Consider the following 17,525-nt stretch of genomic DNA (forward strand, 5'->3'; position numbering starts at 1 on the left):
GCATAAAAAAACCGGAGCCCACAGGCTCCGGTTTTTTTATTGGCGAGATAACGCTCTTCAACTTGAGAGCAGCACCCGGGCCGAGTTGGCTGGAATGGTCAGCTGCAGCTCCCCCTGCACCACTTCGAACTTCTCGCCGTTGAAGGCGTCAGTGAAGCGGCTGGCCGGGCTGGCGGTCTGCCACAGGGGCAGGCTGATGGTGCGCGGCTCGCTCGGGTGGCGGTTGCAGGCCACCACCACCTGATCGCTTTGCAGGGTGCGGGCAAACACATAGCTGTGGGGGCCGGCATAGAGGGTCTGGATATCACCGCGGCGCAGGGAGGGGCGCTGGCGGCGGATCTGGATCAGCCGGCGATAGTGGTCGTGCAGCACGTGATCCCAGGCGGTGGTCTCCCACGGGAAGCAGCGGCGGCAGTCCGGGTCGTTGCCGCCAGAGAGCCCCACTTCATCGCCGTAGTAGATGGATGGCACGCCGATATAGGTGAGCAGCAGAGTGGCCGCGAGGCGCATCCGCTGCTTGTCCTCGCCCAGCAGGTGGAGGAAACGCGCAGTGTCGTGGCTGTCCAGCAGGTTGAACTGGGCCAGCTGGTTCTTGAACGGGATGTGAGCCCGCGCCAGCTTGAGCCAGCGATCCAGCTCTTCGGCGCTGATCTTGATGGGGTGGTAGGCGATATCCTTGCCGGCCAGGAAGGCGCGGACCGGATGGGCGAAGCCGTAGTAGTTCATGGCGCCGTCCTCCTGATCCCCCTGCAGCCACTGGCTCGCCTCGAAGAAGTGCTCGCCCAGCACGTAGGCGTCCGGGTTCTCCTGCTTCACCGCGCCGCGAATGGCGCGCACGTGGCCGCTGTTGCCCTCGGCGGTGCCGCGCTCACCCAGCATGTGGATGACGTCGAAACGCCAGCCATCGATCTGGTAGGGGGCGCGCATCCAGTAGCGCAGGATGGCATCGTCAGCCCGATAGACGGCGTCCTGCACCTTCTCGCAGGAGAAGTCGAGCTTGGGCAGGCTGCGAATCCCCTTCCAACTGACGTAATCCCCTTCGTTGTCAAAGGTGTAGAAGCTGCGCCATGGCGAATCCGGGTTGCTCTGGGCGCCGAGCGGCGGGCAGAACCAGGGGTGCTGGGTCGAGGTGTGGTTGACCACTGCATCCAGAATGATCTTCATGCCGCGCTGGTGCAGATTGCGGGTTAGCTCGGCGAACTGCTCGTTGCTGCCGAGGTGGGCATCCACCTTGAAGTAGTCCTGGGTGTCGTACTTGTGGTTGCTCGGCGAATCGAAAATGGGGTTGAGGTAGAGCGCGGTTACCCCGAGGGATTGCAGGTAGTGCAGCTTGGCATCGATCCCCGCCAGATCGCCGCCATAGAATTCGCAGGCGCCGTGCCCCTCTTCGTGGCGACTGACCGGCTCGCCCCACGCCTTGCTGATGACCGCCTTGCCGCGGTACTCGTACTCGTGATGCTTGACGCTGAGCGACGGATCGCCGTTGCAGAAGCGGTCGGGGAAGATCTGGTAGAATACCTGATCCTGCACCCAGGCCGGTGGCTGGTGCAGGCTGTTGAAGCGAAAATGCTGCTCGCGCGGCGGCATGGCGGCGCTGACGCCGGCGCCGTGCAGCCACCACTGCTCCTCGTCGGTGAGGCACTTGAAGCAGTAAAGGTGGATATCTTGCCCCTTGCCAAGCGGCAGGTTCACCTGCCATACCTGCAATCGGTCGCGGGTCGAGATCGCCGTCATCGGGATCAGGTACTCCTCGTTGTCAGGCTCGTGGCGTAGCCACACCTCGCGGATGGGGGCATCCAGCTCGCTGAACAGGGTCAGTTGCAGGGCATCGGCGCTCTCTTTGAACCAGGGCGCCACCTGGGGATGAAACAGAAACGGATGGGTCATGATGCTTATTGAGTCAGAAGATCGGCGAGGGCATTACCCTGTTCATGCAGTGTTTCGAGCTGGCCGGCCAGCGATTTGGGATCCAGTCCCAACTGGTCGGCGAGCGGTTTGGGGAAGCGGGCTATGATGGCCTGGGCAGGCACCCCGGCGTTCCAGGCGAAGGAGATGAAGACCGCCAGACGGATCAGTACCGCCTCCTTGCTGACCGGATCGTGGGAGAGGGGATCCAGCTGCTGGGAGATGGCGTCAACGAAGCTCTCCGACAGGTTCCAGCGCCGCGCCAGCTCGGCACCGAGCTGGGCATAGTCATAGCCCAGCATCTCGCGCTGGGCCTCGACCCGGCTGCTCCCCTTCTGGAGCGCCAGATTGATGAGCTCCGCCTCTTCCGGCAAGGTGCTCTGGATCAGCAGCTCGCCGATGTTGTGGATGAGGGCGCAGGTAAAGGCGGTCTCGGGGTCGAGCACCTTGGCCTCCTGCGCCAGCGTCTTGGCGATGGTGGCGACCTGAAAGGTCTCGGTCCAGAACTTGTTCTTGTCGAAGCTGGGGGGCGCCTTGAAGCTGCCGATGATGCCGGAGGCGACCACGATGGAGCGCAACCGGTTGAAGCCGAGGCGGATCACCGCCTGATCGATGGAGGTCACTTCGTTGCCACGGCGCAGGGCGGCCGAGTTGGCCATCCGCAGCACCTTGACACTGATCACCTGATCCATGGCGATCTTGGCCGCAATCTCGTCGATGCGGGCATTCTCGTCGTTGAAGCTCTGCATCAACTCGTGCAGCAGCTTGGGAATGGTGGGGAGTTGTTTGATCTTGTCAAACAGACGATCCATCGACATGGCTGAGGCAGCCTCCATTGCGAACACTGCCTCATATTGTGCCACAGCCGGGCAACATGTTCCTGTTTGTAATGCCGGTTTGTGAGCCCTAGAGCACCCAGTCGCGCAGGGTGTATTCCAAACGGTGCTGTTTGCCCTGCAGTACCAGGTCTTGGCTGGAGCCGCTCAGGGTCGCCCCCTCGGTCAGGGTGGTCAACACGGCCTGCTCTATGGTGTCGAGCGGGGGCATGCAGGCCATCTCGGTGCTGCCCAGACTGGTGACCCAGAACTTGTCCCCTTTCATATGGCCCTGACCGAAGTAGCGGTTGCAGCCGGCGATGCCGTTGACGGTGAAGTGCTCGCCGATCTCGAAGTCGGGCGGATTGTCGCGCAAGGCGGCAACCGGTTCGCCATCCAGCTTGCTCAATACCCAGTGGTGATGTTGCAGATCCTGCCGGACAAAGGGGGCTGAACTGCAGCCGGCGAGCAGGAAGAGGGGGATGAGCAGGAGTGACAATCTGGACATGGCGGGGCTCCGGTTGATGGGAGCCGCAAGCATAGCCTGTTTGCTTGCCCCGTAGCAGGGCGGAAGCTGGGGCGACCGACCGCTTCTGTCGCCCCTTTGCCGCCAGAGTGTCGTTAAATGGCAACACTCTGGCGATTTAGCCCCATTCAGGGCTTGGTTGCGAAGATCCGCTCGGCATAACGGGCCAGACCGGCGGCCACCGAGCCGAAGTCATCGCCACCCTCGAGCGGGATGGTCGGCAGCTTCTGGCGGATAAAGCTGGCGATCAGCGGCGAGCGGGCGCTACCGCCGGTGACGAAGATGCGATCGGGCTGCACGCCGGCGGCGGCGATCGCCTCATCCATCAGCTCGCCAATCTTCTCCAGCAGTAGGGCCGAGGCTCCGGCCAGCTGCTCGCGGGTCAGCTCCGCCTCCAGCCCTTTTTCCAGCTCGCTCAGGGAGTGGCGGCTGCTCTCCTGCTCCGAGAGGGCGATCTTGCCCTGCTCGGCGCGCCAGACCAGCTGGTGGCTCAGCTTGTGAGCCCGCAGGTTGGCAAGGCGGCTCAGCTTGCTGCCGGGCTGGCTGTCGAGCTGCAGATCCTGCAGCTGGCGGGCGGTATCGAGACTGTAAAAACGGCTCTGGGCGCTGACATCGTTGATGGCGGCTGCATCCCAGAACAGCGGGTGGGGCAGCGGTTTGCCGGTTTTGAGCACCTCGTGCATCCCGAGCAGCGGCATCATCCCCTCTACCGTCAGGCGGATGTCGAAGTCGTTGCCGCCGATCCGCTGGCCGCTGTGGCCGAGCAGATCGTCGCTGCGATCGAGCCGGTCGCGGTAGCTCGGGCCCATCCGCAGCATGGAGCAGTCGGTGGTACCGCCGCCGATATCCACCACCAGCACCACGGCGTCTTCGGTGAGGCGGGCCTCGAATTCAAAACCGGCCGCCACCGGTTCGTAGAGAAACTCCACCTGCTCGAAGCCGGCGATGCGGGCCGCTTCGCTCAGAATGGCGATGGCCTGACGGTTGCTCTCTTCGCCAGCCAAGCCCTGAAAGTTGACCGGACGGCCGATCACCGCCTGACGGATCGGGGCGCCGAGCTGCTGCTCCGCCTGCTGGCGGACGTGGAGCATCATGGCGCAGACGATATCTTCGAACAGGGCGATCTGGGGGGCCTTGAGGCCGTAGGCGCCGAGGAAGGATTTCGGCGACTTGATGTAGTAGCCCTCATCCGGCTCCTCCAGATAGCGCTCCAGCGCGGCGGAGCCAAAGCTCAGCTCGTCGATCAGCCCCTCTTCGCGCATCTGGCGTCGCACCGCCTGGGCCCGTGTCACCACGGGGCCGCGCAGCTTGAGATAGGCCGCCTGCTGGCTGTCGGCCAGCCCTTCGGCCAGCAGGCCGGCGATGGCATCCCGGTGCGGCGCGTGCAGGGTGGAGGGGAGGTAGCGGGAGGGGCCGAGATTGAGCAGCCGCGGGCTGCCCTGTTCCATCACGGCCACGGCACAGTTGGAGGTACCGTAATCAAATCCGATAAACATGGGCAGTCAGCTCCTAGGAAAAAAGGGGAGCTAGCCTACCCGATGGCGCCGGGTCTCACAACCCGGCGTGCAGAGATGAGGCGCTGCAATAGCGCGCGGGGGTTACTCGACCTCGTTGTCGCTGCGGCCCTGACTCTCGATAGCCTGAATGTTGCCGAGGGTGGTGTCGGCGATGGCGTGCAGCGCCTCGCGGGTCAGGAAGGCCTGATGACCGGTGAACAGCACGTTGTGGCATGCTGACAAACGGCGGAACACATCATCGGTGATCACCTCGTTGGACTTGTCGGAGAAGAAGAGATCCTCTTCCTCTTCGTAGACGTCCAGCCCCAGCGCGCCGATGCGGGAAGTCTTGAGCGCCTCGATGGCGGCGTTGGAGTCGAGTAGGCCGCCGCGGCTGGTGTTGATGATCATCACCCCGTCCTTCATCTTGGCGAACGCCTCCTGATTGAGCAGGTGGTAGTTCTCCTTGAACAGCGGGCAGTGCAGGCTGATGACGTCGGACTGGCGGAACAGGGTGTCGAGATCCACATACTCGGCCCCCAGCTCGATGGCAGCCGGATTCTGGTAAGGGTCGTTCACCAGCAGGCGCATGCCGAACCCCTTGAGGATACGCAGGGTGGCGATGCCGATCTTGCCGGTGCCGATGATGCCGGCGGTGCGGCCGTGCATGTTGAAGCCGACCAGCCCCTCCAGCGAGAAGTTGGCGTCGCGGGTGCGCTGATAGGCTTTGTGGATGCGGCGGTTGAGGCACATCATCATGCCTACCGCGTGCTCGGCCACTGCCTCGGGGGAGTAGGCTGGCACTCGCACCACCTTCATGCCCAGCTCCCTGGCGGCGGCCAGATCCACATTGTTGTAACCGGCACAGCGCAGGGCGATCACCCTGGTGCCGTTGGCCGCCAGCTCGGTCAGCACCTCGCGGTCGGCGTCGTCATTAACGAACAGGCACACCACCGGGAAGCCGTGGGCCAGTCGGGCCGTCTTGGCCTCCAGCCGCACATCGAAGAACTCCAGTTCAAAGCCGAAGCGGCTGTTGGCCTGGGTGAAATGCTCTTTGTCATAGCTCTTGGTGCTGAATACGGCGACTTTCATGGTGTGCTCTCCGCAGATGATTTGTAGTTAAATTACAACAAAGCGAGTCAACTATCACCGGACAAACCGGCTGGTTATTGCCCCCACGGCATGATGGGGACGGCGCTGACTGCACTCTTGTACGAACCATCCACCAGCTTGGTGCTGTAGGTCAGGTAAACCAGCGCATTGCGCTTCTGGTCGTAAAAGCGCACCACCTTCTGCTCCTTGAACACCAGCGAGGTGCTGACGTCGAACACCTCTTCCCCCGCTTTCAGTTTCGCGGGCAGGGTGATGGGGCCGATCTGGTGGCACGAGAGGGAGGCGTGGGAGGGATCTTCCGCCAGCCCGAGCCCGCCCTTGACGCCGCCGGTCTTGGGGCGCGCCAGATAGCAGGCGACGCCGTCGATGCGGGGATCGTCGAACGCCTCCACCAGGATCTTGTGGTTGGGGCCGAACAGCTTGAAGGCGGTGCTTACCTCGCCGACGGTATCAGCCTTGTCGGCCAGCGCCGGGCCGGCGAACAGGGCGCCCAGCAGCAGGGGCAGGGCGCGGCGCAGAGGTGAATTAAGAGTGTGGCGGTATGACATGGTCTCTCCTGTTGGCCCGGCCTCCCTCAATAGGGAATGCCCAGGCGACGATAGAGGCTGGCAAGCACCCAGGCGGGGCCTATCAGCAGAAATTGCAGGTCGGCAAGGAAGGAGGGGCGCTTGCCCTCGATCCTGTGGCCGACAAACTGGGCTATCCAGAGCAGCATGAAGATAAACAGCGCGGGCCACAGCAGCGGCCACTGCCACTGGTGGCAGAAGGCCAGCCCGAGCGCGGTCAGCCCCGCCATCCCGACGAACAGGGCAAACGACAGCTGCAGGTAGAAGGCCAGTACCGGAATGGCGGCCACCGCCGCCCAGTTGAGCCCCGCTGGCAGCGGTCCGGCAGGCAGGCTCCAGAGCAGCCCCAGCGAGCAGAGATAGATGCCCGGCACCGCCAGCTTGTGGATGGCGACGTTGACCGGATGGCGATGGCTCTGGCCGTACTCCTCAAACCACTCTTCGATTCCCTTCATGGCTCCTCCCTGGCGCACGCTCTGGTTCGCTGCTCTGGCCACCCCGGTAAACGGGCGCGGCATCGCAAGCATGATGGCGGAAGCGCGCGACCAATGCCAGATGGCAACGCCGGCCCATGCAGCGTTCTGATCAGATAGCGGCAAGGGGTGATGCAAGAGAAATGGTTTGGATCGGGCGATGGCTCTGGCGGGCCTGTGCACCGTGCTGACCGCCTGCCCGGTGGGCTTTGGCATCACTATAAATTTAATTTATGGGTTTTGCCTTTATGGCCCAATTTTAACTTATAGCTAGCCGGATCCCGCCATAGGCGCAGCTCTGCGCCCGTCAGCGGCTGTCACAGGCGCTGGTCCGATCCCAAGAGGGGGAGTCCGGCTGCATCAGCATTGATAGGGGCAAAAACAGCACCGCCCCTGACGGGGCGGCTGGCAGCTTATCCCTGCGGAGGGTATTCCCAATATTGTGCCGGAATGCTCTTGAGCAACGGCGTCATATCGGGGTTGGGCAGCTGGATGGTGACCCGCTGGTCGAGATTGGCGCTGGCCAGCGCTTCGCGGATCTTCGGGTTTTCACGGAAGAACTGCATGAAGCTGCCGTCGGCATAGGCCCGCTCAAGGCCGGTCTGGATCGCCTTGGCCAGTTCGGGGTACTCGGGGCTGACGAAGAAGAACTGGGCGAAGGGGTAGCGGATCAGCAGATGCTGCTCGATGGCGAGGTTGGGGTATTGCGCCACCAGCTCGCTGCGCTCGGCGAAGATCTCCACCATGGCGCGCGGAAAGAAATCGACCTTGTCGCCGTCGTTGATGAGGCGAAACAGGGTGCTGAAGCGACCGGAGTAGGTCGGGATGCCGGCACTTTCCAGAATCTTGTTGTCGGCCCAACCGACTCCTTGCGCCGCTTTCATCTGTCTCAAATCAGCCAGGGTATTGATCTGGTTGAACTTCTCCTGGGCATCAGCGTGGATGAAGGAGAGGCGCAGCCCTTCCAGACCGCGAAACAGCGGAATGGGGACGGCCAGCAGGGAGGATTCGAGCGCGCTGGAGGTGCCCATCCAGAAGACATTGATGGTCTTGCCCTTGCTCAGCTGCTGCTGGAGGGTGAACTGGTTGAGATCAAGCTCGACAGGTTGGATGCGAAAGGGGGTACCGGAGTGGGTCAGGGCCAGTTCCAGCAGCTTGTACTGGTACTCCTGATCGAGATTGTTGACGGGGCGACTGGGCACCTTGACCGTCAGAACCTGTGCTTGTGCCAGCAGCGGCAGGCACAAACACAGTTTGATGAGCCATTTCACTCTCTGTTCTCCTGTAGAGTCCGGGACGTGCCCGGAGTCTAACAGAACTTTTCACCCTCTTGCTGCGGCGCGGTGTGCAAGATTCAGGCGTTGGCCCTCGCTTGTCGACCGCCTATTGCTGCCAGAGGAGAGTGGTTTCCCGGAGAGGGATCAGGCGACGCGGCGGAACACGTGGGTATCGTTGAATTCCTTGGTGCTCTGGCACTCGACGCAGAACCGGGACTCCGGACGGGCATGCAGACGCTTGAGAGAGATCTCGTCGCCGCAAGATTCGCAGTAACCGAAATCTCCTTCGCTGATGCGCTTCAGCGCGCCGCGCAGTTTGCGCAGGTGCAGCTTGTCGTGCTCGATGCGGTTCAGCTCCAGACGGCGGGCTTCCTCGATGCTGGCACGGTCAATTTCATCGGCCATCTCGTTGGTGTCGGTGGCGATGGCCTGGCTGGCCTGGGAGTTGAGGCGATCTTCGAGTTCGAGGATCTGGCGCTCGATCTGTCCCTTGTAAAAGGCCAGTTGGTCTTCAGTCATGAAATCACACATACGATTTACTACCAGTCAGTTTACTAACCCAATTATCCCTGTTTATGGGGGCTGTCTGCCTGCAGACCAAGCCCTTGTATCCCGATTTGCACCGTTTTCATGCAAGAGAGTGCAAATCAGGGCGGGCCTTGTACCAAAAAAAAGCAGCCAAGCAAAGCAAATAGGATACGGATTGTGCGCCTTTGCAAAAAAATGGCCTCTTTAGCGGCTGATCTGACGGGATCTGACATCTGGTTCTGGCCGGTTGGCACCGGCTTTGCACTGGCGAGAGGCGAGGCCACGAGTGTTTAGTATTTGGTGCCGCATTGGTCATTATATGCGCCGTTATTTATAGTTTTTTAAACACACACCCTTGACATTGCCCTTCATGGCGGGCTTTTATGGTGGTGTTGATTACAATTTTATAACAAGGGTGTTCCATATATTAGACACCCTTGCCAATGGCAACCGTAGAGTCGGGGTTTAACATGGACAGTATCAAGGGCTGGATGGAGAGCAATCGCATCACGGAAGTGGAGTGTCTGTTCCCGGATTTCACCGGCAACGCCCGGGGCAAGATCATTCCAGCCAACAAGTTTTTGCGCGAAGGGGGCATGCGACTGCCCGAGGTGATCTTCACCCAGACAGTGACAGGTGAGTATCCGGATGACGACAGCATGATCGACCCGCTGGAGCGGGACATGCAGCTCTATCCCGACCCCAATACCATCCGCTTTGTCCCCTGGGCGCTGGAGCCGACTGCCCAGGTGATCCACGACTGTTTCGACGTCAACGGCAAGCTGATCGACATCGCGCCGCGCTCTGTGCTGCGTCGCGTTTTGTCATTTTACGAGAAGCAGGGGTGGAAACCTGTGGTGGCGCCCGAGCTGGAGTTCTATCTGGTCACCCGCAATGAAGATCCCGACTATCCGCTGATGCCGCCGGTCGGCCGCAACGGTCGCCCGGAGACCGCCCGCCAGTCGTTCAGTATCGATGCGGTCAACGAATTCGACCCCATCTTCGAGGATATGTATGACTACTGCGAGGCGCAGGAGCTGGAGGTGGATACCCTGATCCACGAGTCCGGTGCCGCCCAGATGGAGATCAACTTCCTGCACGGGGATGCCATCGATCTGGCCGATCAGGTATTCCTGTTCAAGCGCACCATGCGCGAGGCGGCCCACCGTCACGGCATCTACGCCACCTTCATGGCCAAGCCGATGAGCAACGAGCCGGGCTCCGCCATGCACATCCACCAGAGTCTGGAGGATATGAACGGCCGCAACCTGTTCGGTACCCCGGATGGCGGCAACTCCGAGCTGTTCATGCACTTCATCGCCGGTCTGCAGAAGTACACCCCCGCGGTGACCGCCCTGCTGGCTCCCAACGTCAACTCCTACCGCCGCCTCACCTTCGGCGAGAGCGCGCCGCGCAACGTCCAGTGGGGGGTGGAAAACCGCACCTGCGGCCTGCGCGTGCCCTTCTCCGACCCCAGTGCCCGCCGGGTGGAGAACCGCTTCGCCGGTGCCGATGCCAACCCCTATCTGGCGCTGGCCGCCACTCTGGCGTGCGGCTATCTCGGCATGATGGAGAAGCTGGAGCCGTTGCCGGAGATGAAATCGAGCGCCTACGAGCTGCCCTACAGCCTGCCCCGTTCGCTGGAGGAGGCCCTCAGCCATCTGGAGCAGTGCGACCCCATCAAGGAGATGCTGGGCGAGCGCTTTACCCGTGCCTTTGTGGCGGTCAAACGCAAAGAGTACGAGACCTACTTCGGGGTGATCAGCCGTTGGGAGCGCGAGTTCCTGCTGCTGAACGTCTGACCCGGATGCGTGCCGGCCACGCATCGTCCGCACCGGGGAGGCAGGCTGCCTCCCCTGCCTGTAACCGGTAATACGGGATGGAGGAGTGCCTCCCCCCGCGGATGTTTGCGAGCGAAAAGTGGCTCGCCACCGCTCTGGTTGCATGGTTGATAACAGTTTTTTGGCTCGAATTAAGAACGCGAGGAGCAAGCCGCGCTGCAGCCGCAGGTCGCCCGAAAGTGACCGTGACTGCGGGAGTGGCAGCCCTCCTGATGATTGACGAACAGAACCAGCTAAATCGAAGGAACCGAGGAGCTAACAATGCAACAGACTACCCGTGAGTGGCAGCAACAGGATGCCAGCCACCACCTGCACCCCTTTACCGACTTTCAGGCCCTGAACAAGAAGGGCAGCCGTATCATCACCAGGGCCAGTGGCGTCTATCTGGAAGACTCCGAGGGCAAGCGCATTCTGGACGGCATGGCGGGACTCTGGTGTGTCAACATGGGTTATGGTCGGCAGGAGCTGGTGGATGCCGCGGCCAGACAGATGGAGCAGCTTCCCTACTACAACCTCTTTTTCCAGACCGCGCACCCGCCGGTGATCGAGCTGGCCACCCTGCTGGCCGAAGTGACGCCGTCCCATCTCAACCACGTCTTCTTTACCGGCTCAGGTTCCGAGTGCAACGACACCGTGCTGCGGATGGTGCGCCACTACTGGGCCAGCAAGGGGCAGCCGGAGAAGCAGGTGATCATCAGCCGCCACAACGCCTACCACGGCTCCACCGTGGCGGGGGCGAGTCTGGGTGGCATGAAGGGGATGCATCAGCAGGGCAACCTGCCCATTCCCGGCATAGTCCATATCGACCAGCCCTATCACTTCGGTGAAGGGCAGGGGATGAGTGCCCACGAATTCGGGTTGGAGCGTGCTCGCCAGCTGGAGCAGAAGATTCTGGAGCTGGGGGTGGACAAGGTAGCTGCCTTTATCGGCGAGCCGATCCAGGGAGCGGGCGGCGTCATCATTCCGCCCGACAGCTACTGGCCCGAGATCCAGCGTATCTGCGATCACTACGGCATCCTGCTCATCGCCGACGAGGTGATCTGCGGCTTTGGCCGCACCGGTCACTGGTTTGCCAGCGAAGGGTTTGGCATCAAGCCGGATCTGATGTGTCTGGCCAAGGGGATCACCTCGGGTTACCTGCCGCTCGGCGCCGTCATGGTGAGCGATCGGGTCGCCAGGGTGCTGGTGGAGGAGGGGGGCGAGTTCAACCACGGCTTCACCTATTCGGGTCACCCGGTCTCCTGTGCGGTGGCGGTTGCCAATATCCAGCTTATGCAAAAGGAGAGCATAGTTAAGCGCGTCCATGATACCATCGGCCCCTATTTGCAGCGCCGCTGGGCGGAGCTGGCCGACCATCCGCTGGTAGGGGAAACCCGTGGCCGCGGACTGGTTGCCGCACTGGAAATAGTGCAGGACAAACAGACCAACCAGCGTTTTCCAGCCCACGCAAATGCGGGGATGACCTGCCGGGAGTTCTGCTTTAACAATGGCTTGGTGATGAGGGCGGTAGGCGATACCATGATCATATCGCCCCCCTTGGTCATCACCGAGGAACAGGTTGATGAATTGGTCAAGCTCGCCAGGCTCAGTCTGGATCTGACAGCCGCCAAGCTGAAGGGTTGAGGTGCGGCCGGGCAGGTTGGCATGCGCATACAATTTGCTTAGGAGACAAGGATGATGTCTTTCAAAACGGGAGTGATCGCTGCCTCTGTGGCTCTGGTCATGGCAAGTGCCGGAGCAATGGCCGACGAGAAGGTGTTGCACGTCTACAACTGGAGCGACTACATCGCGCCGGATACCCTGGATAACTTCCAGAAAGAGACGGGCATCAAGGTGGTGTATGACGTGTTCGACAGTAACGAGGTGCTGGAGGCCAAGTTGCTGGCCGGCAAATCGGGCTATGACATCGTCGTGCCGTCCAACCCCTTCCTGGCCAAGCAGATCAAGGCGGGCGTGTTCCAGAAACTGGACAAGTCCAAGCTTCCCAACTGGCAAAATATGGACCCAGCCCTGCTCAAGGCGCTCGAGCCGAGTGACCCGGGCAACCAGTACTCCATCCCCTACATGTGGGGCACCATCGGCTATGCCTACAACCCCGAGAAGGTGAAGGCGGTGCTGGGGGCCGATGCGCCGGTCAACTCCTGGGATCTGGTGTTCAAGCCGGAGAACATGGCCAAGCTGAAGGAGTGCGGTGTCTCCTTCCTCGACTCGCCGACCGAAATGCTGCCGGCCGCTCTGCAATATCTGGGCTTCAAGCCGGATAGCCAGAAGCCGGACGAGCTGAAGAAGGCCGAGGCACTGTTCCTCTCCATCCGTCCCTATACCGCCTATTTCCACTCCTCCAAGTACATCTCGGATCTGGCCAACGGCAACCTCTGCGTGGCGGTCGGTTACTCCGGTGACTTGCAGCAGTCCAAGGCGCGGGCGGCGGAGGCCAACAACGGCGTGTCGCTGACCTACACCATCCCGAAAGAGGGGGCTGGCAGCTTCTTTGACATGATCGCCATCCCGGCCGATGCCCAGAACGTCGAATCCGCCCACGTCTTTATCAACTACCTGATGAAGCCCGAGGTGATCGCCAACATCACCAACGTGGTGAAATTCCCGAACGGCAATAAGGCGGCGACCCCGCTGGTCAATGCGGAGATCCGCAACGACCCGGGTATCTATCCGAGCGAAGAGACCATGCAGAAGATTTACACCTTCCCGGATTTGCCGGCCAAGGTGCAGCGTGTGATGACGCGCAGCTGGACCAAGATCAAGTCCGGCAAGTAAGTGACGAGTGCCCCTCCCGGTCCGCAGTTCGGCCGGGAGGGTAGTGATGCCATCTTTCGGGATGGGCCGCGCGAGAGGATGCGCAGACGGTCAACCACTAAACACAGGAGAACTGAAACCGTGCATACAACCAGATTGGCAACCATTGCCCTGACCATGGGGTTGGCAAGTGGCGTTCAGGCAGCAACTGAACTCCATTTCTACAACTGGTCTGATTATATCGGCGAGACCACCCTCAGCGATTTCCAGCAGGCGACCGGGATCAAGACCGTCTATGACGTGTTCGATTCCAACGAGACCCTGGAGGGGAAGTTGCTGACGGGGCGTACCGGTTATGATCTGGTGGTGCCCTCCAACAACTTTCTGGCCAAACAGATCAAGGCGGGAGCGTTCCAGAAGCTGGACAAATCCCTGCTGCCCAATATGGCCAACCTGGATCCCGTGCTGCTCAGCCAGCTCGACAAGGTGGATCCGGGCCATCAATACGCCGTGCCCTATCTCTGGGGTACCAACGGTATCGGCTACAACGTCGACAAGATCAAGGCTGTGCTGGGGGTCGACAAGATCGACTCCTGGGCGGTTATTTTCGAACCGGAAAACATGGAGAAGCTCTCCCGTTGCGGCGTCGCCTTCCTCGACTCCGCCGACGAGATGATCCCTGCCGCCCTCAACTATCTGGGGCTCGATCCCAACAGCCATGAGCCGGCGGACATCAAGCGGGCCGAAGAGCAGCTGCTCAAGGTGCGCCCCTATGTCGCCTATTTCCACTCCTCCAAGTACATCGGTGATCTCGCCAACGGCGATATCTGCGTGGCGGCGGGTTTCTCCGGCGACATTCTGCAGGCCGCCGCGCGGGCCAACGAGGCCGGCAAGGGGGTGAAGATTGCCTACAGCATCCCGAAGGAGGGGGGCAATCTCTGGTTCGACATGATGGCGATCCCGGCCGATGCCACCAATGTCAAAGAGGCGCACGCCCTCATCAACTACGTCCTCCAGCCCGAGGTGATCGCCAAGGTCAGCAACTATGTGGGCTATGCGAATCCCAATGCCAGGGCGGCGGCGTTCATGGATGAGAAGGTGCGCGATGATCAATCTGTTTATCCACCTCAGCCGGTGTTGGCACGACTCTATGTCTCTCAGGAACATCCTCGTGCAATCCAGCGGCTGATGACCCGGAGTTGGAGCAAGGTCAAGTCCGGAACCTAACCTTGGTGCCCGTTCGGGGGCGCCAAATTGCTTTTATGGATCGGCCGCGAGGTCGATATCACGTTGGGGAGTTTGGTAATGGCGATAGCCTCCAGTGCCTACAAGAAAGCCCTCGAGGGCAGCCAGCAGCGTAAAGAAGTGCTGGTCAAGATTGATCGGGTAAGCAAGCAGTTCGATGAAACGCTGGCTGTCGATAACGTATCGCTCAACATCAACAAGGGGGAGATCTTCGCCCTGCTCGGTGGCTCCGGCTCCGGCAAGTCGACCCTGTTGCGGATGCTGGCCGGTTTCGAACGTCCGACCGAGGGGCGGCTCTATCTCGATGGTGTCGATATCACCGATATGCCGCCCTACGAGCGTCCCATCAACATGATGTTCCAGTCCTATGCCCTGTTCCCCCATATGACGGTGGCGCAAAACATCGCCTTCGGCCTCAAGCAGGATGGCCTGCCCAAGCCGGAGATCGATGCCCGGGTTGAGGAGATGCTCAAGCTGGTGCAGATGACCCAGTATGCCCGCCGCAAGCCGCACCAGCTCTCAGGTGGCCAGCGCCAGCGGGTGGCACTGGCCCGTTCGCTGGCCAAACGCCCCAAACTGCTGCTGCTGGATGAACCCATGGGGGCGCTCGACAAGAAGCTGCGCTCCCAGATGCAGCTGGAGCTGGTCGAGATCATCGAACGGGTCGGGGTGACCTGCGTCATGGTGACCCACGATCAGGAAGAGGCGATGACCATGGCAGAGCGGATCGCCATCATGCACCTCGGTTGCATCGAGCAGATCGGCAGCCCGATGGATATCTACGAAACCCCGGCCAGCCGGCTGGTGTGCGAGTTCATCGGCAACGTCAACCTGTTCGACGGTCTGCTGGTGGAGGATGAGCAGGACCATGCCATCATCGCCTGTGCCGATCTGGAGCAGCCCATCTATGTGGGCCACGGTATCAGCTCCCGTGCCGAGAACAAGAAGGTGACCTACGCCCTGCGCCCGGAGAAGCTGCTGATGAGCCTGCAAAAACCGGCGGAGATCGAGCATCCGGACTTCAACTGGACCAAAGGCAAGGTCTACGACATCGCCTATCTGGGCGGCCACTCGGTTTATCACATTGAACTGCCCTCGGGCAAAATCGTTCAGGCTTTCATCGCCAATGCCGAACGCCACGGCAAACGGCCAACCTGGGATGACCAGGTGTTCCTCTACTGGGAAGATGACAGCGGCGTGGTGCTGCAATCATGAAGGCATTGAGACGACTGAAGCATGTGTGGGGTCGCCAGCTGGTGATCGGCATCCCCTTCTTCTGGCTGTTCCTCTTCTTCCTGCTGCCCTTCATCATCGTGCTGAAGATCAGCTTTGCCGAAGCGGATGTGGCGATCCCGCCGTACACCGACGTGGTGAGCTGGGCCGACAACCAGCTCACCATCCTGCTCAACATGGGCAACTACCTGATGTTGCAGGAGGATGAGCTCTATATCGCCGCCTATCTTGGTTCGCTCAAGATGGCCCTTATCAGCACCATCCTCTGTCTGCTGATCGGCTATCCGATGGCCTACTCCATCGCCCGAGCCAACAAGGAGACCCAGACCGTTCTGCTGCTGCTCATTATGATGCCGACCTGGACCGCGATTTTGATCCGGGTCTACGCCTGGATGGGCATTCTCAGCAACAACGGCTTGCTCAACAGCTTCTTGTTGAGCATCGGTCTGATCCACGAGCCGCTGCAGATCCTCAACACCAACCTGGCGGTCTATATCGGCATCGTTTACTCCTACCTGCCATTCATGGTGCTGCCGCTCTACGCCAATCTGGTCAAGCATGACCAGAGCTTGCTGGAAGCTGCATCCGATCTGGGAGCCCGCAACCTGACCCGCTTCTGGCAGATCACGGTGCCGCTCTCCAAGAACGGCATCATCGCCGGCTGCATGCTGGTGTTCATTCCGGTGGTGGGGGAGTTTGTTATCCCGGAACTGCTGGGCGGCCCGGAGACACTGATGATCGGTAAGGTGCTGTGGCAGGAGTTCTTCAACAACCGCGACTGGCCGGTGGCCTCTGCGTTGGCGGTGGTGATGCTGGCGGTGCTGATCATCCCCATAATCCTGTTCAACCGTAACCAGGCCAAAGAGCTGGAGGGCAAGGCATGATGAGACGTTTTGGTTTTGCCAAGCTGATGCTCTGGCTGGGGCTGCTGTTTATCTATCTGCCCATGGTCATCATGGTGATCTACTCCTTCAACGCCTCCAAGCTGGTGACGGTATGGGGGGGCTGGTCGCTCAAGTGGTACTTTGGCCTGCTCGACAACAAGCAGCTGATCGGTTCGGTGCTGCGCTCGCTGGAGATCGCCTTCTATACCGCGATCGCCGCGGTGGCGCTGGGGACGGTGGCGGCTTTCGTGCTGACCCGGATCCCGCACTTCCGTGGCCGCACCCTGTTCGGCGGCATGGTGACGGCGCCGCTGGTGATGCCCGAGGTGATTACCGGTCTGTCGCTGCTGCTGCTGTTCGTGGCGATGGCCCAGCTGGTGGGCTGGCCTGCCGAGCGCGGCATGCTGACCATCTGGATCGCCCACACCACCTTCTGTACCGCCTATGTGGCGATCGTGGTGTCGGCGCGCCTGCGCGAGCTGGATCTCTCCATCGAAGAGGCAGCCATGGATCTGGGGGCCAAACCATGGAAGGTGTTCTTCCTGATCACCATCCCGATGATCGCCCCCTCGCTGGCGGCGGGTGGCATGATGTCGTTTGCCCTGTCGCTCGATGATCTGGTGCTGGCCAGCTTCGTCTCCGGCCCGGGCTCGACCACCTTGCCGATGGAGGTCTTCTCGGCGGTGCGGCTCGGCGTGAAACCGGAGATCAACGCGGTCGCCAGCCTGATTTTGTTGTCGGTATCGCTGTTTACCTTTGGCAGCTGGTATCTGATGGCCAAGGCGGAGAAGCGCCGCCGTGCCGAGATCGCCATGACCACCCAGATGCAGGCGGTTGCCTGACCTCGTGTTAAGATCCGCACTCTCTCG

The 17,525-nt window shown here is 61.1% G+C and carries 16 protein-coding genes; 7 read left to right on the forward strand and 9 right to left on the reverse strand.

Features of this window, described 5'->3' with window-relative positions; translation table 11 throughout:
- Positions 1-57: 57 nt before the first annotated feature.
- The 9 genes from malZ to AAHA41_RS16230 all read right to left on the reverse strand — a co-directional run bounded on the left by malZ (position 58) and on the right by AAHA41_RS16230 (position 8,702).
- On the reverse strand, positions 58-1,887 hold the full coding sequence (gene malZ / locus AAHA41_RS16190) for a maltodextrin glucosidase (protein WP_323068869.1): 1,830 nt from the start codon (positions 1,885-1,887) through the stop codon (positions 58-60).
- A 5-nt stretch (positions 1,888-1,892) separates the two neighbouring features.
- Positions 1,893-2,741, reverse strand: coding sequence for an HDOD domain-containing protein (locus AAHA41_RS16195; RefSeq protein ID WP_323068868.1), 849 nt, complete (start codon positions 2,739-2,741; stop codon positions 1,893-1,895).
- Between the two features lie 70 nt (positions 2,742-2,811).
- Positions 2,812-3,228: an META domain-containing protein gene (locus AAHA41_RS16200; protein WP_201962845.1), complete on the reverse strand. Its 417-nt coding sequence runs from the start codon at positions 3,226-3,228 to the stop codon at positions 2,812-2,814.
- Positions 3,229-3,374: 146 nt separating this feature from the next.
- Complete coding sequence (gene yegD / locus AAHA41_RS16205; RefSeq protein WP_323068866.1) at positions 3,375-4,742, reverse strand: molecular chaperone; 1,368 nt, start codon at positions 4,740-4,742, stop codon at positions 3,375-3,377.
- A 102-nt stretch (positions 4,743-4,844) separates the two neighbouring features.
- Positions 4,845-5,834, reverse strand: a complete 990-nt coding sequence (locus tag AAHA41_RS16210; protein ID WP_041209751.1) for a 2-hydroxyacid dehydrogenase — start codon at positions 5,832-5,834, stop codon at positions 4,845-4,847.
- A gap of 74 nt (positions 5,835-5,908) precedes the next feature.
- On the reverse strand, positions 5,909-6,403 hold the full coding sequence (locus tag AAHA41_RS16215; protein ID WP_041209750.1) for a CreA family protein: 495 nt from the start codon (positions 6,401-6,403) through the stop codon (positions 5,909-5,911).
- Positions 6,404-6,429: 26 nt separating this feature from the next.
- Positions 6,430-6,876 (reverse strand): Mpo1-like protein, encoded by a 447-nt coding sequence (locus tag AAHA41_RS16220; protein WP_323068865.1) that lies wholly within the window; start codon positions 6,874-6,876, stop codon positions 6,430-6,432.
- Positions 6,877-7,307: 431 nt separating this feature from the next.
- The gene (locus AAHA41_RS16225) at positions 7,308-8,165 is read right to left on the reverse strand and encodes a hypothetical protein (RefSeq protein WP_071913972.1); all 858 of its coding nucleotides are present in this window, start codon (positions 8,163-8,165) and stop codon (positions 7,308-7,310) included.
- Between the two features lie 150 nt (positions 8,166-8,315).
- The gene (locus AAHA41_RS16230; RefSeq protein WP_033115635.1) at positions 8,316-8,702 is read right to left on the reverse strand and encodes a TraR/DksA C4-type zinc finger protein; all 387 of its coding nucleotides are present in this window, start codon (positions 8,700-8,702) and stop codon (positions 8,316-8,318) included.
- 467 nt (positions 8,703-9,169) lie between these two features.
- Between AAHA41_RS16230 and AAHA41_RS16235 the strand changes: the two genes are divergently transcribed.
- The 7 genes from AAHA41_RS16235 (at position 9,170) to AAHA41_RS16265 (ending at position 17,498) form a co-directional block, all read left to right on the forward strand.
- Complete coding sequence (locus AAHA41_RS16235) at positions 9,170-10,501, forward strand: glutamine synthetase family protein (protein ID WP_041209747.1); 1,332 nt, start codon at positions 9,170-9,172, stop codon at positions 10,499-10,501.
- A gap of 300 nt (positions 10,502-10,801) precedes the next feature.
- Positions 10,802-12,163, forward strand: a complete 1,362-nt coding sequence (locus AAHA41_RS16240; protein WP_216994985.1) for an aspartate aminotransferase family protein — start codon at positions 10,802-10,804, stop codon at positions 12,161-12,163.
- Positions 12,164-12,217: 54 nt separating this feature from the next.
- On the forward strand, positions 12,218-13,315 hold the full coding sequence (locus AAHA41_RS16245; RefSeq protein ID WP_081849363.1) for a polyamine ABC transporter substrate-binding protein: 1,098 nt from the start codon (positions 12,218-12,220) through the stop codon (positions 13,313-13,315).
- 120 nt (positions 13,316-13,435) lie between these two features.
- Complete coding sequence (locus tag AAHA41_RS16250; RefSeq protein ID WP_042029516.1) at positions 13,436-14,521, forward strand: polyamine ABC transporter substrate-binding protein; 1,086 nt, start codon at positions 13,436-13,438, stop codon at positions 14,519-14,521.
- 78 nt (positions 14,522-14,599) lie between these two features.
- Positions 14,600-15,754, forward strand: coding sequence for a polyamine ABC transporter ATP-binding protein (potA, locus tag AAHA41_RS16255; RefSeq protein ID WP_156854326.1), 1,155 nt, complete (start codon positions 14,600-14,602; stop codon positions 15,752-15,754).
- On the forward strand, positions 15,751-16,656 hold the full coding sequence (locus AAHA41_RS16260) for an ABC transporter permease subunit (RefSeq protein WP_041209743.1): 906 nt from the start codon (positions 15,751-15,753) through the stop codon (positions 16,654-16,656). The genes potA and AAHA41_RS16260 overlap by 4 nt, the downstream gene beginning before the upstream one ends.
- Entirely contained in the window at positions 16,656-17,498 is an 843-nt protein-coding gene (locus tag AAHA41_RS16265; RefSeq protein ID WP_041209795.1) for an ABC transporter permease subunit, read from the forward strand. Before AAHA41_RS16260 ends, AAHA41_RS16265 begins: the two co-directional genes overlap by 1 nt.
- Positions 17,499-17,525 lie beyond the last annotated feature (27 nt).

This window comes from Aeromonas sp. SER, assembly GCF_038739615.1.
Lineage (GTDB): Bacteria > Pseudomonadota > Gammaproteobacteria > Enterobacterales > Aeromonadaceae > Aeromonas > Aeromonas jandaei.